General features: G+C 65.3%; 22 protein-coding genes. 11 read left to right on the forward strand and 11 right to left on the reverse strand.

Translation table 11 applies throughout. The features are described from left to right. Positions 1–77: 77 nt before the first annotated feature. Entirely contained in the window at positions 78–383 is a 306-nt protein-coding gene (locus ACZLIB_RS20180; RefSeq protein WP_032128582.1) for a KGG domain-containing protein, read from the forward strand. Between the two features lie 10 nt (positions 384–393). On the opposite strand, the gene ACZLIB_RS20185 is transcribed toward ACZLIB_RS20180, so the two are convergent. After that, positions 394–1866, reverse strand: coding sequence for an MFS transporter (locus ACZLIB_RS20185; RefSeq protein ID WP_478468539.1), 1473 nt, complete (start codon positions 1864–1866; stop codon positions 394–396). 126 nt (positions 1867–1992) lie between these two features. Here ACZLIB_RS20185 and ACZLIB_RS20190 point away from each other — a divergent pair, with 126 nt between their 5' ends. Then, a complete protein-coding gene (locus tag ACZLIB_RS20190) occupies positions 1993–2613 on the forward strand; it encodes a TetR/AcrR family transcriptional regulator (RefSeq protein WP_478468540.1) in 621 nt (206 codons plus the stop codon). 15 nt (positions 2614–2628) lie between these two features. Here ACZLIB_RS20190 and ACZLIB_RS20195 read toward each other — a convergent pair whose 3' ends face one another. Both ACZLIB_RS20195 and ACZLIB_RS20200 read right to left on the reverse strand, forming a co-directional pair. Further along, positions 2629–2979, reverse strand: a complete 351-nt coding sequence (locus ACZLIB_RS20195; protein WP_478468542.1) for a VOC family protein — start codon at positions 2977–2979, stop codon at positions 2629–2631. A gap of 124 nt (positions 2980–3103) precedes the next feature. After that, a complete protein-coding gene (locus ACZLIB_RS20200; RefSeq protein ID WP_080291777.1) occupies positions 3104–3304 on the reverse strand; it encodes a hypothetical protein in 201 nt (66 codons plus the stop codon). 188 nt (positions 3305–3492) lie between these two features. On the opposite strand from ACZLIB_RS20200, the gene ACZLIB_RS20205 reads away from it, so the two are divergent. Continuing rightward, positions 3493–6888 (forward strand): autotransporter domain-containing protein, encoded by a 3396-nt coding sequence (locus ACZLIB_RS20205; protein ID WP_478468543.1) that lies wholly within the window; start codon positions 3493–3495, stop codon positions 6886–6888. 68 nt (positions 6889–6956) lie between these two features. On the opposite strand, the gene cml is transcribed toward ACZLIB_RS20205, so the two are convergent. Together cml and ACZLIB_RS20215 are read right to left on the reverse strand one after the other, a co-directional pair. Beyond that, positions 6957–8144 (reverse strand): CmlA/FloR family chloramphenicol efflux MFS transporter, encoded by a 1188-nt coding sequence (gene cml, locus ACZLIB_RS20210; RefSeq protein WP_478468545.1) that lies wholly within the window; start codon positions 8142–8144, stop codon positions 6957–6959. Between the two features lie 198 nt (positions 8145–8342). Continuing rightward, positions 8343–9248 carry a LysR family transcriptional regulator gene (locus tag ACZLIB_RS20215; protein WP_478468547.1) on the reverse strand — a complete coding sequence of 302 codons (906 nt, stop codon included), beginning with the start codon at positions 9246–9248 and terminating at the stop codon, positions 8343–8345. A gap of 107 nt (positions 9249–9355) precedes the next feature. Between ACZLIB_RS20215 and ACZLIB_RS20220 the strand changes: the two genes are divergently transcribed. The 3 genes from ACZLIB_RS20220 to ACZLIB_RS20230 are packed head-to-tail and all read left to right on the forward strand — an operon-like array spanning position 9356 to position 13031. Further along, the gene (locus ACZLIB_RS20220; protein WP_478464501.1) at positions 9356–10891 is read left to right on the forward strand and encodes an MFS transporter; all 1536 of its coding nucleotides are present in this window, start codon (positions 9356–9358) and stop codon (positions 10889–10891) included. After that, positions 10882–11310, forward strand: coding sequence for a hypothetical protein (locus ACZLIB_RS20225; protein WP_478468548.1), 429 nt, complete (start codon positions 10882–10884; stop codon positions 11308–11310). The genes ACZLIB_RS20220 and ACZLIB_RS20225 overlap by 10 nt, the downstream gene beginning before the upstream one ends. 23 nt (positions 11311–11333) lie before the next feature. Beyond that, entirely contained in the window at positions 11334–13031 is a 1698-nt protein-coding gene (locus ACZLIB_RS20230) for a peptidoglycan D,D-transpeptidase FtsI family protein (protein ID WP_478468550.1), read from the forward strand. 84 nt (positions 13032–13115) lie between these two features. Here the strand turns inward: ACZLIB_RS20230 and ACZLIB_RS20235 are convergent, their stop codons facing one another. After that, entirely contained in the window at positions 13116–13568 is a 453-nt protein-coding gene (locus tag ACZLIB_RS20235; RefSeq protein ID WP_478468551.1) for a PA2169 family four-helix-bundle protein, read from the reverse strand. Between the two features lie 554 nt (positions 13569–14122). Here ACZLIB_RS20235 and ACZLIB_RS20240 point away from each other — a divergent pair. Continuing rightward, a complete protein-coding gene (locus ACZLIB_RS20240; protein ID WP_478468553.1) occupies positions 14123–16957 on the forward strand; it encodes a TonB-dependent receptor in 2835 nt (944 codons plus the stop codon). 258 nt (positions 16958–17215) lie between these two features. Further along, complete coding sequence (locus tag ACZLIB_RS20245) at positions 17216–18244, forward strand: IclR family transcriptional regulator (RefSeq protein WP_458073897.1); 1029 nt, start codon at positions 17216–17218, stop codon at positions 18242–18244. 8 nt (positions 18245–18252) lie between these two features. On the opposite strand, the gene ACZLIB_RS20250 is transcribed toward ACZLIB_RS20245, so the two are convergent. Continuing rightward, positions 18253–19146, reverse strand: coding sequence for a DMT family transporter (locus tag ACZLIB_RS20250; protein ID WP_478468554.1), 894 nt, complete (start codon positions 19144–19146; stop codon positions 18253–18255). 65 nt (positions 19147–19211) lie between these two features. On the opposite strand from ACZLIB_RS20250, the gene ACZLIB_RS20255 reads away from it, so the two are divergent. After that, positions 19212–20015 carry an AraC family transcriptional regulator gene (locus ACZLIB_RS20255; protein ID WP_049401083.1) on the forward strand — a complete coding sequence of 268 codons (804 nt, stop codon included), beginning with the start codon at positions 19212–19214 and terminating at the stop codon, positions 20013–20015. Between the two features lie 7 nt (positions 20016–20022). Here ACZLIB_RS20255 and ACZLIB_RS20260 read toward each other — a convergent pair whose 3' ends face one another. Next, the gene (locus ACZLIB_RS20260) at positions 20023–20439 is read right to left on the reverse strand and encodes a hypothetical protein (protein WP_049423734.1); all 417 of its coding nucleotides are present in this window, start codon (positions 20437–20439) and stop codon (positions 20023–20025) included. A gap of 127 nt (positions 20440–20566) precedes the next feature. Here ACZLIB_RS20260 and ACZLIB_RS20265 point away from each other — a divergent pair, with 127 nt between their 5' ends. Continuing rightward, positions 20567–21208, forward strand: a complete 642-nt coding sequence (locus tag ACZLIB_RS20265; protein ID WP_414576877.1) for a glutathione S-transferase family protein — start codon at positions 20567–20569, stop codon at positions 21206–21208. 21 nt (positions 21209–21229) lie between these two features. Here ACZLIB_RS20265 and ACZLIB_RS20270 read toward each other — a convergent pair whose 3' ends face one another. Both ACZLIB_RS20270 and ACZLIB_RS20275 read right to left on the reverse strand, forming a co-directional pair. Next, positions 21230–21637: a hypothetical protein gene (locus tag ACZLIB_RS20270; RefSeq protein ID WP_180844716.1), complete on the reverse strand. Its 408-nt coding sequence runs from the start codon at positions 21635–21637 to the stop codon at positions 21230–21232. 49 nt (positions 21638–21686) lie between these two features. Beyond that, a complete protein-coding gene (locus tag ACZLIB_RS20275; RefSeq protein WP_012512202.1) occupies positions 21687–22106 on the reverse strand; it encodes an H-NS histone family protein in 420 nt (139 codons plus the stop codon). A 118-nt stretch (positions 22107–22224) separates the two neighbouring features. Between ACZLIB_RS20275 and ACZLIB_RS20280 the strand changes: the two genes are divergently transcribed. Further along, positions 22225–22617, forward strand: a complete 393-nt coding sequence (locus ACZLIB_RS20280; RefSeq protein WP_032128569.1) for a DoxX family protein — start codon at positions 22225–22227, stop codon at positions 22615–22617. A gap of 24 nt (positions 22618–22641) precedes the next feature. Here ACZLIB_RS20280 and ACZLIB_RS20285 read toward each other — a convergent pair whose 3' ends face one another. Beyond that, positions 22642–23328 (reverse strand): hypothetical protein, encoded by a 687-nt coding sequence (locus ACZLIB_RS20285; RefSeq protein WP_478468555.1) that lies wholly within the window; start codon positions 23326–23328, stop codon positions 22642–22644. Positions 23329–23346 lie beyond the last annotated feature (18 nt).

Consider the following 23346-nt stretch of genomic DNA (forward strand, 5'->3'; position numbering starts at 1 on the left):
CCTGGACTTAGCGTGCGATGGCCAAGCATGGATGCCGTCGTCTACGAAGGCGACGCCCATACCGCAGGAGATTTCACATGACTGAGCAGAACCCGCGCAGCTCCAACCGGGGTTTCGCATCAATGGACCAGGAAAAGCAGCGCGCGATCGCGGCCAAGGGCGGGCGCGCCGCACATGCCTCCGGCAACGCGCATGAATTCAGTCCGGCCGAGGCACGTGTCGCAGGCCGCAAGGGCGGCGAGGCGATCAGCCGCAACCGCCAGCACATGGCCGAGATCGGTCGTGAAGGTGGACACGCTCGCCACGCCAATGCGCGCCAGCAGCAACAACAGCCTCAGGAGATCGAACGCACGGCAGCGGGTCCGCAACGCCAGCAGGGCTGAATGCAGCGCGTCAGGCCGGTGCGCGCTGCCGATACAGCCCGAGCGCCGCAAGCAGGGCCAGCGCACCGGCCACAGCCATCGCCCATCCGAAACCACTGGCCATCGCACTGCGATACCACGTCAGCATCTGCGGCGTGGCGTGCATCGAGCCCGGTTGCAGGATCAGTTCGCGCGCCTGTGCCGCCAGCTCCCGCTGCCCGGCCGCCTGCGCGGACGCGGCGAACTGCTGCACGGCGCGCTGGCCCATCAGGCTGCCCAGCAGCGCGATGCCCAGGCTCATGCCTGCCTGACGTAACGCGTTCATCGTGGCTGAGGCAATACCCGCGCGCTCGACCGGCGCGCTGGCCATGACCGCCATGCCGGTCGCCGGCACTGCCAGCCCCATTCCAATGCCAAGCAGCACCAGCACAGCACTGGAACAAGCGTGCGAAGTAGCCGGTTTGAACGTGGCCATCGCGCACAGCGCCGCCCCGGCCAGGGCATAGCCCAACACCAGCGCGGCGTGCAGCCCGAGGTGGGCGACCAGACGACCGAACAACAGCGAGACGGCACCCATCAACAGGAACTGCGGGGCCAACTGGGAACCTGCCAGCGCAGCGTTGTGCCCCTGCGCCTGCTGGAAGAAGAGCGACAGGAAGAACAGGCTGGCATAGGCAGTGAAGCCCAGGACGAACGAGGCCAGGTTGAACATGCCGAAGCGGCGGTCGGCAAACAGGTCCAGCGGCAGCAATGGGCGTGCCACCCGGCGTTCGACGATGCCGAACAGGATCAACCCGGCAGCTGCCACGCCCAGCGCCAGCAGCGTCACCGGGGCAAGCAGGCCATGCGCGCCGATCGCGATCAGGCCATAGCTCAGCGCACCCAGCGCGACGATGCTGAGCAGCTGCCCGGCAGGGTCCAGCGCAGCGTGCTGCGGATGCCGCCGCTCCAGAATTCCCCAGGCGCCCAGCGCCAGCGCGAGCAGGCCCAGCGGCAGGTTGATCAGGAAGATGCTGGGCCATCCGACGCGCTGTACCAGCACGCCGCCCAGAAGCGGGCCAAGCACCAGGGCCAGCGCACTGAACGCCGACCAGCCACCGATCGCACGTGCACGTTGGCGCGCGTCGGGAAACGCGTGGCTGAGGATCGGCATTGCGGCGGGAATCAACAAAGCGCCCGCGATGCCCTGCACTGCACGCCCGGCTACCAGGGTCGCAAGATTGCCGGCACAGGCGCACAGCAGCGACCCCAGCGTGAAGGTGGCGACGCTGAGCAGCCACATCCGCCGATGACCGTAACGGTCCCCAAGCGGCCCCGCCGACAGCATCAACGCCGAAAGCGCGATTGCATACGCATTGATCACCCACTGCAGGCCGGCCATGTCGGTATTCAACGCCTGCTGCAGGGTCGGCAGGGCGACGTTGACGATGCTGATGTCCAGCGAGGCGAGGAATGTGCCGAGGTAGGCCGCCAGCACCAGGGCCGGCCGCTGGAAACGTCGCATGTACGGTTCCCGGGGGAAGGATGTGTGCGCATCCTAGCCACTGACTGACCGTCGGTCAATGACTGACGGTCAGTCGGTGCCACAGGCCAGCTAGAATGGCTCCCGTCGCACCCGGATCCCTCCCACATGCAGACCCCAGCTGTCGCCAGGCCTCGCACCAAACCTGCGGAAACCCGCCAGGAAGAACTGATGGACGCCGCGCAGGCGCTGTTCCTGTCAAAGGGAGTGGATGCCACCACCATCAGCGACATCGTCGCCGCAGCGGACGTTGCCAAGGGCACCTTCTATACCTATTTCGCCTCGCGCACCGAGATTCTGCAGGCGCTGGCGCAGCGCTATACCCAGCGTTTCATGGAAGACGTCGACCACGCCGTGCAGCGCTACCCGCCCAGCGATGGCGTGGCACGCCTGCGCGCCTGGATCCGCGCCAACATCGAGCTCTACGTGCGCACCCATGCGCTGCACGATGTGGTGTACGCCAACCATCATCACCACCAGCGTGGCAACGCCGAACGCAATGCGATCCAGCAGCAACTGCTGGGCATCCTCGAAGCAGGCAATGCCGCAGCTCTGTGGCAGCTTCCAGCGCCCAAAGTCACCGCCTCGTTGATCTATGCCGGCGTGCACGGCGCCACCGACGACCTGATCGCCACACCCGCACAGAATGCCGATGCCTTCATCGCCGCCGTGGTGGATGATTGCCTGCGCATGGTCGGCGTGCCACCGACCAGTGCCAAACGGCGCTGACAGACTTTCTGCCGCTCAGGTGTGGGCGAGGATGTTCAACAACCGCCCGAACGGGTCACGGACGAAGAAGCGGCGCACGCCCCAGGGCTCATCGGCCGGGCCATATTCCAGCGGGATGCCGGCCACGCGCATGCGCTCCAGTACCTGTTGCAGATTGTCGACTTCTATCGACAGATCCGGCACCGCCGTGCCGGATCCCCCTTCAGTGGCAAAGCTGACCTGCGCCAGCGCGCTGCCCTCGCCGCCATGGGTGACGATCCAGCCGTGGTCCATCACCACCGGCATGCCCAGCAGCTCGCCATAGAACGCTGCGGCACGCGCAGGGTCAGGCGTGGCGATGTTGGCGACGACACGTTTGACGGCCATGTGCGGCGGCTCCGATGCGATTCCCCATCCTCGCTGCTGCGTGCATGGCCTGCAAGCGGGCGGCGCTGAAACAGAAGAGCCCCGTCAGGGACGGGGCTCGTCATCAATCCTGCATTGCCACTGCTTACACAGCGCCGCAGCGATCCATGATGCAACGATCGTATTCGTACTGGCATTCCATCGCATCAACGCCACCGGACAGACACGCCTGGTAAGCCTTCCAACAGGGAAGATCGCATGGCGGAATCGGCCCAGCCACAGCAACCGAACCGCTGCAGGCCAAGGCGAACACCGCACCCGCGATCATTTTCCTGAAAGTACGCATCGACATCACTCCTTGATAAGCCTGGTGAGCCCAGGCCGGGCCACGGTAGCGAGGCCTCCGGGAGATGGAGTGAACGCCAGCGTCACGCCCAATTAACGTGTTCATAAAATTCCTGCCACATAGCTGGGGGGTATCGCCGTGCCTTGGCGTTAACGGTTTTGTAGTCCGTCATCCAAGGAAGTTGTCCGATGAATCACCCGCTGCACGGCCGTTCGTCCCACTCCCGTTCCCCGCTGCACAGCCGCCTGGCGCTGGCAGTCGCCAGTTCGCTGCTGCTGGCAAGTGCGCTGCCCGCCATGGCCAACGAATCACTCGACACCTGGCAGCAACAGCGCCAGTTGCAGGCCGCCTGGGCGCAACCGGCCATGTCGGCGATCCCTTCTGCCCCGCCTCAGTTGCCGGTTGCAGCAGCCACGGCGGTTGCCAGCACCACGACGATTCCCGGCAATGCGGGTGACCCGTCCAGTTGGCGCACGGACGAATTCAATGCCGACTGGGGTCTGGGTGCAATGAATGCCCAATTTGCGTACGCGCGGGGGCTGACCGCCACTGGCGTCCGGCTGGGGGTGTTCGACAGCGGCACCGGCTTGGATCACCCGGAATTCGCCGGCAAGAATCATCGCAGCATCACTATTGCTGATCTGTTGAGCGATGGCAGCCGGTGTACGAACAGGACTGCATTGACGGGTCCGGATGCATGCTTCTCCAGTGCTGGCGATGAGGTGCAGGTTCAGCGGTATACGCTTGATCCCAAGATGCCCAAGTTCATTGCCGATCTGATTCTGCGCGACCCGCAGATCAGCGAGCTCCTGCGAAACGCATCCTATGAGGATCATGGCACCCATGTGGGTGGCACCATCGCTGCAAATCGGGATGGCGCAGGCATGCATGGCGTGGGATTCGGTGCAGATCTGACCGTCGCCAGATTGTTCTTTAACAGCGTCACCGAGATCTATCTCAAAGGACTCGGTCTTGATACGCGGGTTAAGTCCACAGGGCCAGAGAATTCGGCGCTTGTCGATCTATACGATCAGATGAATACCCAGGGCGTGCGTGCGATCAATCACAGCTGGGGATTGGCTGAAGAGCCCAAGTCAGCAGCTGAATTTGATAGCCGATACAGCGATCCCGAATGGCTTGAGAGACTCTCCATCTTCGCGGATGGCGCACGCGCCAGGGGCATGATTCAGGTCTGGGCAGCCGGCAACACTGATGTGGAAATTCCCACGCCTGAGGAAAGTCCGATTGCCGGCATATATGCAACCTTGCCGCGAGCCCTTCCCGACATCGAGCGGTACTGGCTCAGCGTGGTCAACGTCCAGGAGGACTTGACGCTGAGCAATCGATCAAACAAATGTGGCCTGAGTGCCAACTGGTGCATTGCGGCGCCTGGGACAGACATCAACTCAACTACCTACGACCCCTCTGCCCCGCCAACGGCAGATATTCGCACCGATGCGAATGGCAACATCTCGCTTGACGTAACTCAGCGCGTGCCGACGCACGGCTATGGAGAGAAGAGCGGAACGTCCATGGCGGCCCCGCACATTACCGGTGCTCTCGGGCTGCTTTTTGAGCGCTTCCCCTATCTCGATAGCGCCCAGGTCCGCGACGTGCTGCTGACCACCGCGCGTGATATCGGCGCACCAGGCATCGATGAGATCTATGGCTGGGGCCTGATGGACCTGCGTAAGGCCATCGAAGGCTACGGCTCGCTGCGCGTGGACACCAACGTGGTGATGAACCAGAAGGCCGGTGGCCTGAAGGTGTGGGAAGGCGATGCCTGGGATGACTGGACCAACGACATCGGCGGCCCCGGCAAGCTGACCAAGTCCGGCATCGGCTGGCTGCGCCTGAGTGGTGGCAACACCTTCAACGGCGCAGTGCTGCAGGACGGCACGCTGGAATTGAACGGCACCAACACACTCACGTCAGCGGTCGAAGTCCAGGGTGGCCAGTTCCTGCTCAACGGCTCGCTGGTCTCCACCGCCCTGAACACCACTGGAGGCGTGAGCACGGTCAGCAGCAGCGGCCTGCTGAAGGACAGCAACCTGACGGTCAACGGTGGCGTGGTGTCCTTCAACGGCACGCAGACCGGCGGCACCACCACGGTCGGTGCCAACGGCCTGCTGAAGGGCATCGGCACGCTGGGCAACACCCGTGTGGACGGCATCATCGCGCCCGGCAATTCGATCGGCACGCTGACCATCAACGGCAACTACGTGCAGGGCGCAACCGGCGTCTATGCCGCCGAACTTGCCCCGGGCGGCCGCAGTGACCAGTTGCACGTAACCGGCACCGCCACTCTCGGCGGCACCCTGGTCGCACTGCCGGAGCCGGGTACCTACTACCTCGGCGAGCAGTTCAATTTCATCCGCGCCGACGGCGGTGTCAGCGGCCAGTTCGCGAAAACCGACTTCAGCGCGTTCTCGCCGTTCCTGCAGTTCAGCCTGGCCTACGGCGCCAATGGCACCCGCATCGACGTGACCCGGGGTGCCTCGCTCGCCAGCGCCGCCACCACGCCGAACCAGCGTGCGGCCGCGGCGGTGGCCGATGGACTGGCGATCAACCAGGGCCTGCCCAAGCCGCTGACCCAACTGTTCCCGCAACAGGTGGGTGGCGTGCTCGATGGCCTCAGCGGCGAGCTGCATCCGGCCACGGCGCTGGCCCTGGTCGAGGGCAGCCGCTATGTGCGCGATGCCGCACTGTCACGTCGTGCCGGTGCCACCGCACCCGGTGCCGATGCGGGTGATGCCACCGGCGCCTGGGTGCAGGCACTGGGCGGCAACAGCAAGCTGGATGGCAACAGCAACACCGCGCGCACCGACGCCAACAGCAACGGCCTGCTGGTCGGCATCGACCGCGAGTTCGGTGGCTGGCAGATCGGCGTGCTGGCCGGTACAGGCCGCACCGACGTGAAGCAGCAGGAGCGTCGTGCCAAGTCGAAGATCGACAACACGCACTTCGGCGCCTATGCCAGCCACACCTGGGGCGGCTTCGGCCTGCGTGGTGGCGTGGCATGGAGCCGCAACGAAGTGAAGAGCACGCGTGATGTTGCCTTCGCCGGCTTCAGCGACAGCCTCAGCGCGCGCTACAACGCACGTACGCGCCAGGCCTTCATCGAAGCGGGCTACCGCTTCGGCAATGCGGAAGGCGGGCTGGAGCCGTACCTGCAGGTCGCCCGCGTGGAAGTGGACCTGAAGCAGGTCAACGAGCGTGGCGGCGCGGCCGCACTGCACGGCAAGGTGGACGACACCGGCACCACCATCGCCACCGCTGGCCTGCGCTTCGACAAGGGCCTGAAGGCATCGTTCCAGCAGGACAGCTGGCTGCACCTGCGCGGTGGCGTGGGCTATCGCCGCGCCTTCGGTGACCGCAGCCAGGTGGCCAACCTGGCCTTCGCCAACAGCAGCACCACCTTTGCAGTCGAGGGCGCACCGATTGCCGACAACGCCGTCGTGGCCGAGCTGGGCCTGGCGGCGTGGCTGACCCCGCGGCAGCAGCTGGAGCTGGGCTACAGCGGCCAGTTCGGCAGTGAAAGCCGCGACCATGGCGCCACCGCACGCTGGTCTGTGCGCTTCTAAACACGTGCTCTCTTGACGGGTTGGGGCGGCCTTGCGGCCGCCCCCCTTTTTTTGCCCGCCACCCAGCGTTATGCGCGATGCCGCAGCGCGGCGGCACCTGCCAGGCTGGCAAGTGGCAACAGCAACCCATAGGCCACCAGCGGCCACACGGTATCGCCGGGCAGCACGAGGGTAACCAGCGTGCCGATGCCTGCCACGATCAGGCTCTGCACGGCGTAGTACAGGGCCACCGCCGTACCTGACGCATCGGCGAAATCACGCAGCGCGCCGCTTGCAGCCACCGAAACCACCATCACCAGCCCCACCGCGATGCCCCACATGGGCAGCACCACTCCGACGAACGAGGGAGGCCACGCTGCGGCCAACGCCATCAGCAGTACCCCGGCCACCATCACCCACAGGCCACGCAGGAAGGTACCGCGCACGTTCCAGCGGGCAATGCACACGTTCGCCATCCGCGCCGTGACGATCATCACCAGCGCCACCGTGGCGAAGGCCAGGCTGAACGACAGCGGCGAGTACTGCGTGCGCCCGACCAGCAGCCGGGGCGCGACCGAGAAGAACACGAAGAACGTGCCCATGCCCGCACTGAAGCCCAGCGTGTAGACCCAGAACGCGCCGCTGCCGAGGATGCGTCGTAGCGCGGGTCGCGACGCGTCCCGGCACTGCGGGCGGGTTTCCTGCCAATGCCGTACCGCGCGCATGCCGGCGATCATGCCCAGTACGCCAAGCAGAACGAAGATCGCGCGCCAGCCGAAGGCGCCTGCCAGCAGGGCGCCGAGGATCGGTCCCAGCGCCGGCACGAAGGCCAGCATCGAGGCAAACAGCCCGTACAGCGACGCGCCTTCGGCTGTATCAGCATACACATCACGCACCGTGGCAAAGGTCGCCACCAGTGCCGCCGACGCTCCCACCGCCTGCACGGCTCGCCAGGCCAGGAATGCTGCGCCGCTGCTGGACATGGCGAGCGCGAACGACGAAAGCGCGAACAGCGACGCCCCCAGCAACAGGACCGGCCGCCGCCCGATGCGGTCGGACAACGGGCCGAACAGCAACTGGCCGAGGCCAAGTACCAGCAGGTAGATGCTCAAGGTGAGCTGCACCAGCGTCGGTGATGTCTGCAATGCCTGCGGCATCACCGGCACCACAGGAAGATAGATGTCCATGGCCAGCGAGGCCAGGAGGTCGAACGGCGCCATCAGCACAATGGCCGATGGCAGCGGGTGGGCCCAACGCGGGGCTTGTCGATTGAACATGGGGAGTCTCCGCCCAGAGTGAATCCGGCGGTGATCCATCCAATTCGCGTGCATCGCAGGGATGATCACCGCAACAACGTCTGCATCGTTGTTGCGGCTCAGCGAACTGTCTGCGGACCGTTCCCGTTGTTCATGGTGTCCATCGAATGCGACTGCAGGTGGCACCAGTGTAGCAATCGTCCACCTGCCGCGCGGCGCTCAGGCCAGGGGCAACATGTCGATGCGCCTGCACGGTGTCTCCTTCACCTGCTCGATCAGCCGCCGCACCACTGGCGAAGTCTCTGCCCGCCGGTACTGCACAGCGATGGTCGAGACGATGGTGGGGCCCGCCAGTGGCAGATAGATCATTCCGGGCAGCACCAGCGTGCGTTGCAGTACCGATGGCACGATCGCCACCGAACCAACGCCGACCGACACCTCGGCCAACACCGCCGCAAGATGCCCGGGCTGGGAACGGATACGCGGAATGAAACCGCCGCGGCGCCCGACTTCCATTGCGCCCACCGGCTGCTCCGGCATGACGAAACCCTCCCGGGCCAATGACGCCGGCTGCACCGGCGCCCGGGCCTGCGCCAGCGGATGGGTTTCCGGCAGGGCCACGCAGAACTGGTCTTCGACCAGGGTGTGTTCGCCGAAACTGTCGGGCACATCCATCGGAGGCCGGCAGAACACCACATCCACCCGTCCTTCCTGCAGGAGCTGCGGGAGCTCGCCCATCGGCCATTCGCTCACCTGCAGTTCCACGCCCGGGTAGCGGCTGCGAAACCGGCTGAGCTGATCCTGCAATGCTCCGGCATACAGCGCCGAGCCGACGTAGCCGATCTCGATCTTGCCGATCTCACCTCGCCCGGCGCGCCGGCCCAGGGTTTCGGCCTGTTCGAACCGGCGCAGCACATCGCGGGCTTCCGCCAGGAACACCTCGCCTGCCGAGGTCAGCAGCACCTCGCGCCGGCCGCGGTCGAACAGGCGCGTGCCGAGCCGACGCTCGATGTCCTGGATCTGCACGCTCAGCGTGGGAGTGGCAATTCCCAGGCGCAGGGCCGCACGACCGAAGTGCAGCTCCTCGGCCAGGGTGACGAAGTACTCCAGGTGACGGCGTTCCATGGGCGGCATTTCGTTAGGTTCAAGCTAACGTAACCAGAAAACACCGAGAATGAAACAAACACCGATCATTGATGGAATGGCCGTCCTCCCCTTCCTGCGAGTGACCGGTGCCGCCCTCTCCTCCCCCTTCGCCTGCACGGCACACGCTGCCTGACGCGGTCCTGCTGGTGGCCTCGCTGGGCTGCACGATGACCGTGCTGGAGACCAATGCCGTCGCGGTCGCATTGCCCAGCATCGCACGTGACCTGCACGCCGGATTCGCGGATATCGAGTGGGTGATCAGTGCCTACATCCTGTCCTTCACCTCACTGCTGCTGCCCGCCGGTGCGGTCGCCGACCGCTACGGCCGCCGCCGGGTGCTGCTGATCGGCATCAGCCTGTTCGCCCTCACCTCCCTGCTCTGCGCACTGGCGCCCGGTGCTGCCCTGCTCTACCTGGCGCGGGCTCTGCAGGGCATTGGTGCAGCCTTTCTGCTGGCACCCTCGCTGTCGATCATCGGCCACACGTACCACGAGGGGGCCGCCAAGGACACTGCATGGGCGTTCTGGGGCACAGCCATGGGCGTGATGATGGTGCTCTCACCGCTGATCGGCGGCGTGCTGTCCGCACTCTGGGGCTGGCGCGCGGTGTTCGTCGCGATCCTGCCGTTCCTGGGCCTGCTCGGCTACGGCACGCTGCGCTGGATACCCGAGTCGTCAGACAGCGTGGTCCGCCCGCTCGATCCGCCCGGCATCATCACGTTCAGCGCTGCCATCTTCGGCATCGTGTTCTTCCTGGTGGAAGGACTGGCAGAAGGATGGACATCGGCCCCGGCGCTGATTGGGCTGGGCCTGGCCATCATCATGGCTGTTGCCTTCGTCATCGTTGAACGGGCACGGTCACATCCCATGGTCGATCTCGGGCTGCTGGCCAGTCCGCGTTTCGTCGGCGCACTCATTGCCATGGTCGGCTATTCGGTCAGCGCACAGGTGATGGCATCGATGCTGCCGCAGTACCTGCAGAACGGCATCGGCCTGAGCGTACTGGCTGCCGGTGCTGGCATGCTTCCGTTCGCTGCGGCGATGCTGCTGTTTCCCAGCGTGGGCCGGCGGCTCGGTCGCCATCTGACCAGTCCGGCGGTGCTGGCGATCGGGCTGTCGGTCACCGCCGCGGGCAATGCCGTGGCCGGACTGGCCGCGTGGCAGCACCTGCCGTGGCTGGCACTCGTCGCAATGGTGGTGATCGGTGCCGGCGGCGGCATCCTCAATGGCGAGACATCCAAAGCCATCATCGGCGCGGCGCCGCGCGAGCGCGCCGGCATGGCCTCCGGCATCAGCGCGACCACGCGCTTTGTCGGCATCCTGCTCGGATTCACCGTACTGTCCAGTGCCTTGAGCCTGGGCATCCGCAGCGCACTGTCCGCGGCGGTTCCCGCGCGCAACGTACTGCCCATGGCCGATGCGATCGCTACCGGCACCTTCGCCGATGCGCGCACCGCCGCCTTCGCACAGGCGATCTACAGCCATGGATTTGCCAGTGCACTGTGGACGTCGGCCATCGCCGCGCTGCTGGCCAGCCTTGCGGTGTTGCTGCTGGGCCGTAGCCGGTCTGCGGCAGAAGCACCATCCCTCCTGCAACGCCCGGAGCCGCGCGCATGCGACTGAACCTCCCGCTGATCCTGTTTCTGTTCGCCATGCCGGTAGCCACCACAGGGGCGGCATCGTCCAGTTCTCCCATCGAACCACCTCGTGCAGCGCTGCTCAGCCAGATCGACCAGGGCATGGCGAACGCCGTGGCATGGGAGTACGCGTTCAACGCCATCGCCTCCTGTGATGTCGCACGGATCGACCGCACCCTGCGCAACCAGCACGACAACCATCCCGTGCAGGTCCAGCCGCTGCTGGATGCCGGCTACACCGCAACCTATCGCACGGCCGAACCCTATCCGGTCCTGCAGGACCGGCTGGCCACGCTGCGCGATGCGGAGATCGCCTGCATGGCTGTTGCCGATGGCCGCAGCCACGCCAATGTCATCGACCGTGCTTCCGCACTGCTGGCCTACATCGCCGGGCAACCGCTGTAACCATTGTCTCGATGCCCCATCGCATGCGCACCCCCACCATGGCGCCACGCCGCGCGCGTGCCCATGACTTCCGACGCCGCTACCGCCTGACCTGCGCCGCACTGGCCGTGCTGGCGGGCCTGCTGCTGGCGCGGGCCGCTGACGTCCAGATCATCCATCACCACTTCTACCGGCACCAGGCCGAAGCACGGATGCTCCGCCACCATCCGCTGCGCGCGCATCGCGGAACGCTGTACGACCGCCACGGCATCGTCATTGCCGGATCGGCTCCTGTGGCATCCCTGTGGATCGATCCGCGCGCCTTCTTCGACGCATCAGGTTCAGTCGAGCAGCTGGCCTCGGTACTGGAGGCCGATGCGACGGTGCTGACCAGACTGCTGGCGCGCAACCGGCAACGACGCTTCGTCTATCTGCCTGGCTTCCGTCGCGGCGATCCAGCCCGCCTTGAAGCACTGCAGGCCAGGGCCCCCATAGGCGTCCACCTGCAGCAGGAGTTCAAACGCTTCTATCCACAGTCGGAGTTGTTCGCGCAGACCGTCGGCGTCACCGATATCGAAGGCCGTGGGCTTGAAGGCCTTGAGCGCCTGTTCGACGCGCGCCTGAGCGGACAGGCCGGCTACCGTGACGTCATCATCGATCGCAAGGGCCGCCCGGTCGAACTGCGCGACCGTGGCTGTCCGGCGCGTCCCGGCGAGGACATCGTGCTATCGCTGGACAGCCGTATGCAGCACATCCTGCAGGCAGGACTCGGACCGGCAGTACAGCGCTACGGCGCGGCTGCCGCCAGCATCGTGGTGCTGGAAGTCGGTACCGGCCAGATCCTGGCGATGGCCAACTGGCCCACCTACAACAGCAATGCGCCCGGTACCGGCGCCGCCGATGCACGCCGCAACCGTGCGGTGACCGATGTGTTCGAGCCCGGCAGCACGGTGAAACCGTTCACCGTGGCTGCAGCGCTCGAGGCCGGCGTGATCACGTCTGCCAGCACGTTCGACACCCACCCAGGCTGGATCCGCAATGGGCGCTTCACCACCCGTGACTATCGGGATCTGGGCGTACTGGATACCAGCGACGTCCTGAAGAAAAGCTCAAACGTGGGCATATCGTTGATTTCGCACCGCCTGAGCCGCGAGCAGCTGCACGCGATGTTTGCCGCACTGGGCGCAGGGCATGTCTCGGGCAGCGGATTTCCCGGCGAGCGCAACGGTGTACTGGCCGCTCCTGCTGCATGGAGCGGCACCAGCAAGCAGACCCTGGCTTATGGGTACGGGCTGTCGATGACCACGCTGCAGCTGGCCAATGCCTACGCGACGCTGGCCAACCATGGCCTGCGCGTGCAACCGACCTTCGAGCATGGTCGCGCAACAGCGGTGAGCCGTGCCATGCCTGCAAACGTGGCCGACCAGGTGATGGACATGATTGCCACCACCACCGAACCCGGCGGCACCGCGACGCGGGCCCGCATCAGCGGCTATGCCATCGCCGGAAAGACCGGAACCGCGCGCAAGGCGGCTGCCGGTGGATACGCGCGCCACTACATGTCCCTGTTTGCGGGGGTCATACCAGCGCGACATCCACGCTATGCGGTCGCCGTGGTAGTGGACGATCCCGATGCACGCCGCGGAGGCTACGGTGGTGGAGCAGTCGCAGCTCCCATCTTCAGCGAGCTGATGGGGCGCGTTCTGCACCTGCAGGACATCGCGCCCGATGCGCCACGCTGAGTCCTGCACGCCGCCTCCAGGTTGGCCGGGGCAGCCACGCTGCCCCGACCGTGGCGGCCCCGGGGAGAAGGCCGCCGATGATCGTCAGGCCGCCTTCATGGCGTGCTTGCGAGCACGCATCACGTTATGGCACTCCTGCACTTCAGGCAGAAGCTGAGTGACTTCCTGGCGCACGGCCGGCGGCAGTTCGTTGTCCTTCAGCACGTCCTTGAACCCGCCAAGCAGCCGGTCTTCGGACTCTTCCAGCTCGGCCACGTAACCATAGTTGGTGTCGCCGAATGCAGCGCGGACCTTGCCATAGAACTGCTGCATCGAACCGACCACGGTGCCGTGCTCGGCCGGCTTGCCACCGCTGGCAGCAACGGAGCCACTCAGTGCGGCGACGATGCGGCCCTTGACGCCGGCAATACGAGTGAACAGGGCCGACAGTTCGGCATCCTTCACCTTGGTCGCAGCTTCCTCGTAGAACGACTTTCCGTCGCGGGCGATCTCGATCAGGTCGTTGAGGCGGTGTTCGATGGTGGACTGGGTGCTCATGGAATCGCTCCTGTGTGCTCGATGGTCTATGGAGAATGACAGCGCGAGTGCGTTGCCTTCGGGACCACTGTGGAGGTTTGAATGTGCCGATTGGGTGAGTACGAATTGATGCATGCATCACCACCCTCAACGCGCCCTGACTCCTTCATCCCGTCGCATTTCCGCGTTCACGGTACCTGAGCAGAACGCCGACGATTCACCATGGCGCGATGACGATGATCAGCGTCACCAACAGTGCGATGGCAAGCACCAGCAACAGCACATGCCACTGCTTCCACGTGGGTCTTGGTTTGCCGGGGGTATTCATCGGATGTCTCCTGGAGTCTGTCATCAGCCCGCAGCCAGACTGAAGCAGAGCACCCTTGGTGCGCGTCGCGGTTTCGTGCATGGCCTGTGCATGAACGCTGTATCCGGCGCGCGACGATAACGCGTCCATAACGTAATCGAGTTGTAAACGGAGTGTTAGGTTCCTTCCGATTCCGCACAGCGGGATTTCAGATCGGTTTCCACGCAGCGATGCGGAAACCCATTCAACTGGATTTGGAGAGAGCCAAATGCACTACAAGTACACCCTGCTTTCCCTGGCAGTGGGCACGGCCTTGGCCGCTGCCTGGTCACCGGCCGCGCATGCGCAGGATGACAGCGATAAAACACCGAAGAACCTCGATCGCATCCAGGTTACCGGTTCGGCCATCCGCAGCGTGGATATCGAAACGCAGCAGCCGATCATCGCCATCACCCGCGCGATGATCGAGCAGCAGGGCTTCACCACCATCGCCGACCTGCTGCAGAACCTGACCTCCACCGGCGCGCCGACCATTTCGCGTGCGCGCGCGTTGGCGTCCGGCGAGAACGTTGGTGGCTACTACGTCAACATCCGCAATCTGGGTGCCACGCGCACCCTGGTTCTGGTCAACGGCAAGCGGCTCGGCGCCACCACCAGCGGCCTGCAGGATCTCAGCCAGATTCCGATGAGCGCGGTGGAACGCATCGACGTGCTGAAGGACGGCGCCTCCTCGCTGTACGGCTCGGATGCAATCGCTGGCGTGGTCAACATCATCACCCGCAAGAACTACGAAGGCCTGGAAGTGTCCATGCAGCACGGGCAGTTCAGCCAGGGCGATGGCAAGGACAGCACGTTCTCGCTGGTCACCGGCGCACGCGGCGAGCGCGGCGGTTACACCCTTGCGCTGGAATACCAGAAGTCCGATCCAGTGTTTGCCCGCGACCGCGAGTTCTCCCGGTACGGCGGCGCCGGCCCCAACTACCCGGGCGCGGACTGGAGCAACATCAGCCAGAACGGTTCGTGGTGCGACCCGGCGCTCTACAAGTGCAATACCGGTGATGCCGTATTCAAGACCCTCAATCGTGGCGGCGATCCGAAGAACCCGAACGACTACCACCCGATCACGCCGGCCGAGTTCGCCAACGGCAACGACCAGATGCACCTGCAGACCGGCATCGAGCGCCGCTCGCTGTTCCTGAGCACGGACTACGCCCTGACCGACCAGATCAAGTTCACTGCCGACATCGGCTACAACGAGCGCACCACCGACCAGCAGATCGCGGGCTACCCGTACCAGTCGACCAAGTTCGGCACGCCCCTGGACGCGGCCAGCGTATTCAACCCGCTCGACCACGGCATCGCGTTCAATCGCCGCCTGTGGGAAGTGCCGCGCACGACCGAAAGCAAGCTGAAGTCGCTGCGGGTTGCACCCAGTCTGTCCGGCTACTTCGAGCTGGGGACCAAGACGTACGACTGGGAAGTCGGCGCGTTGTTCAACCGCAATGAAGTTACAAAAACAGGCCGTGGCGACATGAGCCTGATCGCTTCCCGGCAGGCATTGGGGCCCTCCTACCTCGATGCCAACGGTGTGGCCCGGTGTGGCACGGCGGCATCGCCGGTCTCGGGTTGCCTGGCCTGGAATCCTTTGCTGCCGTTCGGGGTCGCGGGGGCTGGCTCTCTCTCCGATCCCGAACTGCAGCGCTTCTTGTTCCCGACGTTCAACGATACCGGCATCACCAAGACCCGCAGCTACTTCGCCAACATCTCCGGCCCGGTGATCGAACTGCCTGCCGGTGACCTGTCCGTCGCCCTGGGGTATCAGTACCGCAAGGAAGAAGGCCGCTTCGTGCCCGATGCCTTCGCCCAGTCGCGCCAGAGCACTGCACTGGGCGCATCCACCACCGCCGGTGACTACAGCCTCAACGAGTTCTTCGCCGAAGTGAACGTGCCGATCCTGCGCGACCTGCCGTTCGCCAAGGAACTGACCGTGAACCTGGCTACGCGCTACTCCGACTACAGCAACTTCGGCAGCACCACCAACTCCAAGGCGAGCTTCGCCTGGCGTCCGATCGAAGAGCTCATGATCCGTGGCACCTTCGCCGAAGGCTTCCGCGCACCGAGCATCTCCGATCTGTATGGCGGCCTGGGCACCAGCTTCGAAACCTATGTCGACCCGTGCGGCATCGGCGCCACCAACAGCGTCAACGGCAATGCCGCCTGCAACGCCGCCGGCGTCCCGCTGGGCTACCAGCAGCTGAACCAGAGCCTGAAGCCCTGCGCCAGCTATCCGTGCGCCACGCCTGACGAGTTCACCACCGGCTCCGATCCGAAGCTGCGCCCGGAAGAGTCCAAGAGCAAGACCGTGGGCGTTGTCTGGAGCCCGCGCTGGGTGGACGGGCTGGACATCAACCTCGACTGGTACAGCTACAAGATCACCAACATGATCATCCAGGACAGCGTCGACCGCATCCTGCGTGACTGCTACGTGCTCGGCAACGCGTCGCGTTGTGGCAGCGTCAAGCGCGCTGGCGATGGCCACATCACCAGCATGTTCTACGGTCTGGCCAATCTGGGCTCGATGGAAACCGAAGGCTGGGACCTGGGTATCCGCTACCGTCTGCCCGAGTTCTCGTTCGGCCGCTTCACCATCGACCTGCAGAACAGCTATGTCTCCAAGTACGACGAGGAGAACCAGAACTCGGCCGGCGATACGATCATGATGGGCCGGATCGGCCAGCCGGGCATTTCCCGCCTGCGCTCGAACCTGGGTGTGAACTGGCAGCTCGGCAACTTCAGCACGCAGTACACCGTGCGCTACTACTCCGGCATGGTTGAAAGCTGCGTACCAAACCGTCCGTGCACCCTGCCCGACCGCTACGCCTACGGTGAGCCGGATGCCCTGCGCAAGGTCGGTTCCAATGCCTTCCACGATATCCAGGTCAGCTACAAGCTGCCGTGGGACGGCACCGTGGCGCTGGGTTCGAACAACGTGTTCAACCACCAGGGCCCGATCATGTTCTCCAAGCCGTCCAGCTCCTTCCCCTATTACGGCGGCTTCGATATCGGCCGCACCGTGTACGTGAAGTACTCGCAGCGCTTCTGACGGGCAGGTCCGTGCTCGTGGCCGGCGGAAGGGGAGTCCGCCGGCCACGATGCACACCGCCTCCACCCAATCTCCATCGTTTTTCGACGGAATCTCCAAGGTTCCCGGCAACACTTGATGTCATGACGGCTAAGGAGCAGGACCGCATGGATCGCCACGCGCCCCGACACTGCACACCCGTCTCCAGGTTCACCACTGAATGTGACGGTGTGGCCGGGTTCCGATCTTCCGGACATGCCGCCGCAAGGGAAGTACGAGATGACGACGGCAGTTCGCACCGGCCTGACCGACCTGGTCGCTGACGCGCAGCGGTACCTGCGCAGGATTCTCCCCGGGCTCGCCTCGGCAGTGCATCCACTTGCTTCATTGCATGCCATTCCCCACGCGATGGCATCGCGCTACCACCTCGCCGGGCTGATGCTGTACGGGGAAACCCCCGCCATGCTCGCCGTGGCCCGCGAGCCGGGCGAATCCAGCACCCGTGTGATCCAGGATGTGCGCTGCCTGCGCTCTGCAGCGAATGCACTGGTGCTGTACGTCTCGCCCTATCTCACGCCGACCCAGCGCCGCTTCCTGGTCGAGAACCACATCGACTTCGTGGTCCCGCACACCCAGTTGTTCGCGCCGAGCCTGGCCATTGAGTTCCGCGACGACCCCGATCATGAGAAGAAAGCCATCTCGCTGCTGCCTTCGGCGCAGGCCGTACTGATCCACGTGCTGCTGAGTGGCCAGACGCGCTGGTGGTCACCGCGCGAGATCAGCGCCGCCGCCGGCTACACCTCGATGACGGCGTCGCGCCTGTCTGCCGAACTGGTCGGTCGCGGCCTGGTCGAGCGCTCCACCGGTGGCCGCGAGCGCTTCCTGAAGCTGGCCGGCAACCGCGACGAGGTCTGGGCCAGGGCACAGCCGTTCCTGCGTTCCCCCATCCTGAAGGAAGTGGATGTCTGCTGGGGCCCGACCGCCGAGGCACTCCGCGATGCGGGGCATCCGGCGCCGATGGCAGGCCTCGATGCGCTTGCTGAAACGTCACCGCCCCCGATCGGTGGCACCCGCGCACTGCACATCGATGCGTGGCGGTTGCTGGGCGCACTTCCCATGCCCGGCCCGGACTGCCTTCAGAGCGCACGGCTGCAGATCTGGGCCTATCCGCCGGCATTCACCAGTATTGGCGATGTGGTTGACCCGCTTTCGCTGTATCTCAGCCTGCAGGGCAAACGCGGCCATGATGCAGACGCGCTGCAACAGCGGGTGGAACAGGCGCTGAGTGGAGACACGTATCCCGCATGACCGAAGCCCTATGCGGGCTGCTCGCTCGGCACTGCGGCGGCGCGCCTGGCGCTGTACTCAGCGAACACCACGCCGGACACCGCCAGCAGGCCACCACCCAGTACCCAGCCACTGAGCGATTCTCCCAGCAGCAGTACAGCCAGCGCGGCGGTCACGATCGGCACCAGGTTGAAGAAGCTAGAGACGCGCGCAGCGCCCAGGCGTGACAGTCCGGTCATCCAGGTCAGCGGCGCCAGGATCGAAGCGCACACGGCGGCGAAGCCGATGCAGCCGACCGCCGTGAGGTTGTTCACCCCGGTGCCGACCAGCAGCTGTACCGGCAACAGGATCAGCGATGCAGCGGTGGCCTGCAGGAACAGCGACTCCAGCACCGACAGCGGAATTTTCCAGCGCTGCATCAGCACGTTGTAGGCGGCGAACGCCAATGCACCGATCAGCATGATCGCGTCGCCGCGGTTCAGGCCCTGCGCTGCCAACCGCGCCAGGTCGCCCTGCGAGACCACCGCCACCACGCCGACGGTGGAGATCACCGCGCCAAGAATGGAAGTGCCTCGCACCGGATGGCCCATGAACACGCGCGACAGCGCCAGCGCGATCAACGGAATCAGCGCCTGGATCACCCCCATGTTGGTGGCCGAGGTGAAGTGCGCCGCATAGTAGGCCAGGCACTGGTACATCACCCCACCCAGGCAGCCCAGTACCAGGAAGCGCCCGAGATTGGCGCGCACGGTCGGCAGGTTTTCGCGCAGACGTGGCAGCGCCAACGGCAGCAGGACCACCGCCGCGACCAGCCAGCGGAAGAAGCCGATGTCGATGGGACCGACCGAGCCCGAAGCAAGCTTGGTAACGATGGTGTTCGCGCCCCACAGCAGGCAGGCGAGGATCGGGAAAAGATAGTTCACGGAACGCGGGTGTACGTGGGGGATTGCCCAGCGTACGCTTGGCGCATATCGAGGACATCCCGAAAATGCGCCACACCGACCCCGGCTTGCGGCAACCGATGGAGCCAATCCCCACCTTCCGCCAGCTGCCCGGTCCGATCTACTTCCGGCAGGGTGCGATGGAGCCCACGGACTGGGGCACGCACAGCCATCCGTGGGGCCAGTTCAACTTCGTCGCGCAGGGTGTGATGGAGATGAAGATCGACGGCGAATGGATGGTGTCCCCGCCGCACTACGCGATCTGGATTCCACCGGGAATGGCCCACTACTCGCGCAACCGCTCGCAGCTGGCCTACCGCTCGGCCTATCTGTCGCCGGCCTTGTCACGCCGCTTGCCTGATCGCTGCCGTGCACTGGAAGTCAGCCCGCTGCTGCGCGAGCTGCTGCACGAACTGGCACGGCAGGGCGTGACCGATCCGCAGACCCCGGCCCAGCGGCGCATGGCCGCCGTGGTGATCGACCAGATCGTCAATGCGGCCGTACTGCCCAGCTTCCTGCCGATCGCCAGCAGCGATGCACTGAAGCAGGTGATGGCGTACATGGAGAAACACCTGTCGGTGGCCGAATCGGTTGCCGAAATCGCGCAGCGGCACCATATGAGCGTGCGCAAGCTGGAGCGCATGGCACGCAGCGAGCTGGGCATGTCGCTCGGCGACTGGCGTGGACGGGTGAAGTTCGTGCGCGCCACCGAGGCGCTGTGCACCCGCCGGCCGATCAGCCGGATCGCCGAGGAGCTGGGCTATTCCGGCGTCAGCGCCTTCGCTGAGATGTTCAAGCGGCACGCGCAGTGCACGCCGGATCAGTACCGGAAGCTGCATCGGGCGGGGTGAGGGCAGCCTAGAGAGCGATCAGCAGGTCCGCAAGCAGCCTCGGCAGGAACAAGGCGGCCAGAACGCAGGCGAACAGGATGAGAATGACCTTTGCCGTCAATGGGCGACGGCGGGGATTGCTGAAATAGAGGTGCAGATCGCGCAGTTCATCTTCCAGCCCCCTCCGCACGCCTGCGTTCTGTGTACCGGGTTCGAGCAGCTGTCGCTCAAGCGCCTTCAGGCGCTTCATCAGCTCACGCGGCGGTGTAGCCCGCAGGATCAGCTGATTGAGCTCCTGAAGCCGGCGCGCCTGCGGCATCAGCGCTGCCACGAGATCATCCGGCGGAAGCTGTGAGACCCATCGCTGGGCGTCCGCATCCATCTCAGCCTGCAGCACATCGCGTTGCTGCTGCAGTTCGGCCAGGGAAGTGCGGCGCTGCCACATGAGGAGGCACAGGAGTGGTGGGTGGGGGGCAGTGTATCGCCCGCCGTCCCGGGAAGGGTGTCGATTTCCCGCCCCGTCGTTCGTCGGAACAGGAAAGGCAGGCCCTTCGACCTGCAGGAGTGCCACGATGTGCCCGATCCTCACCGCCTTCGCCACTTCCCCGGACCGCGGCCAGGGCCTGGCCCGTGACATGCGCGTGCGCTGGGCGCTGGAGGAGCTGGGCGTGCCCTATGACGTGCAGCTGCTCGGCTTTGCCGAGCTGAAGCAGCCCGCGCACCTGGCCCGCAACCCCTTCGGGCAGATCCCCACCTGGCAGGACGGCGGCCAGGTCCTGTTCGAATCCGGCGCGATCGTGCTGCACCTGGCCGAGCAGCATGCCGGCCTGCTTCCTGCTGATCCAGATGCACGCATGCGCGCGATCATGTGGGTGTTCGCTGCATTGAATACGGTGGAGCCGCCCATCGTCGAGCGCTCGATGGCCTGGGTGCTGGAGCACGAGCAGCCCTGGTATGCGCAGCGTCTGCCAATGCTCGATGAGCGCGTGCGTATGCGGCTGGCGCAGCTGTCCGCCTGGTTGGGATCGGCGTTGTGGCTGGAGGGCGAGTTCAGCGCCGGCGACCTGATGATGGTTTCGGTGCTGCTGCGCCTGAAGAGCAGCGGCCTCCTCGATGAGTACCCGCAGGTGGTGGCCTATGTGGGCCGTGCAACGCAGCGCCCCGCCTACCAGCGTGCGTTTGCTGCGCAGCTGGCGGTGTTCCAGAACGCCTGACGCTACGCCCGTGGGCAGGCTTCAGTGCAGACTACGCCGACATGCGGCCTGCACCAGCATCAGCTGCGCCACCAGGATCAGCATCGCGCAACCTGACAGCAGCCACGGGTCGATATACCACTGCGCGTTGAAGCTGAAATCTCCGGCGGAAATGCGCTTCCAGCCGTTGAAGTGCTGCATCGCCGCGACCACGAACGCGAAGCCGCCTGCGGTGTACGACAACCAGGGCACGATGAGGCCGCCCGGTCGTGCGAACAGCATCAGCACGCCCAGCACGCCGATGACCGTGCGCTGTACGCGGCAGTACGGGCAGACATAGGCCATCCCGCTCCATTCCACCGCCCAGGCCAGCAGGCTGACCAGCACCGCCGCGCCTGCCGCGATGTAGAGGGCTCTGGATGAGATCGTCATGCTGCCATCGTGCGCCATCCCGTGTTCCTTCGTTCAAAGACCCAGGCAGGGTAGCAGCGCGGCAGGTTCAATCCTTCTTGAAAACCGTGCGCTTGCCGATCGGGCTGCTCTTGCGCGCCGTCGGCCGGGCCAGGCCGGGAATCAGGAAGTCGGTCACCTTGTGGCCCTTCTGCACCTTGGACGCCAGCCAGCGCGGCATGCGCCCGCGGCCGGACCAGGTCAGGCGTTTGTACTCCGGGTCACGGTACTTGGCAGCCACTTTCCCGGTTCTGCGCCGTGCCGGTTTCCGGCGCGGTGCGGCCTCTTCGTTCGCCTCTCCGCCGAACAACTCTTCGAGGGTATACCCCGCTTCTGCTGCTGCGGCCTTCAACATCCGCCGTACCGCACTGGCCGGACGGCGGCTGGATATCAGCTGTTTCCGCTGTTCAGCGGCAACCACCAAGGCGCCCAGCTCCCGAAGGCTGAGCGATTCAATATCAATCGTCATGGGAGAAAGGTCTCCTGCGGACGGCCAGCTGTCAAGGCGCCTTGCCCTTGGCGTAGACACGGGCTTCACTGCCCGTGGGCTCCGATCGCCTTCGCCGGCCATCTCCGAGGACACCGACGTGAGCCACTCATCCCATTCGCTCGCTTACCTGCTTGCACGCATCCTGCTGATGGCGCTGTTCCTCATCTCCGGCCTGGGCAAGCTCGGTGATCTCAGCGGCACCCAGGGCTACATGGAAGCGATGGGCGTGCCCGGCATCCTGCTCTGGCCCACCATCGCCTTCGAGATCGGCAGCGGACTGTGCATCCTGTTCGGCTTCCAGACCCGGCTGGTGTCGATCGTGCTGGTGGGTTTCAGCCTGGTCACCGCTTTCATCTTCCATCACAACTTCGCCGACCAGACCCAACAGATCATGTTCCTGAAGAACCTGGGGCTGGCCGGTGGCTTCCTGCTGCTGGCCTGCACCGGGGCCGGGCGGTACAGCATTGATGGCAGGGGGCGGCGCGGGTAAGCGCCGATCGGCGACCCGCACGTGCTAGCGCCGAAGCTCAGCCTCCGGCGCCAATGTGTGGATCACCTTGCCCTGCGCATCGAGGAACTCGATCGCACCGTAGCCTTCCGCAGTGACAGTCAGGCGCAGTCGCGTGCGGTCTGCCTTGTCGTTCAAGGCAATGGCCGGCGTGCCGTCAGGCCCGACCATCAGACCGATGCGGGTCGGTGCTTGCACCCCAGGAATCAGCTTGTTGCCCAATGCAGGCTCACGGATCAGTTTCGGCGCCTGGTTGATCGAAAAACTCACCGCACCATCGGGTGATACCCGCCAGCCGATCGCATCCATCGCCGGATGGTCCAGCGCAAGCACCGCCATGCCGCCGTCGACATCGGCGGTGCCGAAGCCACCGCGTTCGCTGCCTTGGTCGTCGTACAGCACCATGCCGGCCACATTGAAGGCGCGCTTGTACTGCAGGCCATCGATGATCGGTGCCGGTGTCTTTCCGGACAGCGTCATGCGGATCACCCCCGTGTCATCGACGATATCGATGCGCCGTGCGGTGATGCGCTCGTGGTCCGGTGTTGCTACGCGCGTCTGCGGTGCCTTGTCGACGATCAGGCGTTGCAGGGTGTCAACCGACGGGCGCTTGGGTGAGTCGGACGGCTCGGCAGCGGCAGGCAGTGCCGCAAGGGTAGTCAGGGCGACGAACATACGGGCACTGCGCTTCATGCGGGCTCCTTGTCGTAC

The sequence above is a fragment of the Stenotrophomonas sp. 220_Sma genome, from assembly GCF_056487375.1.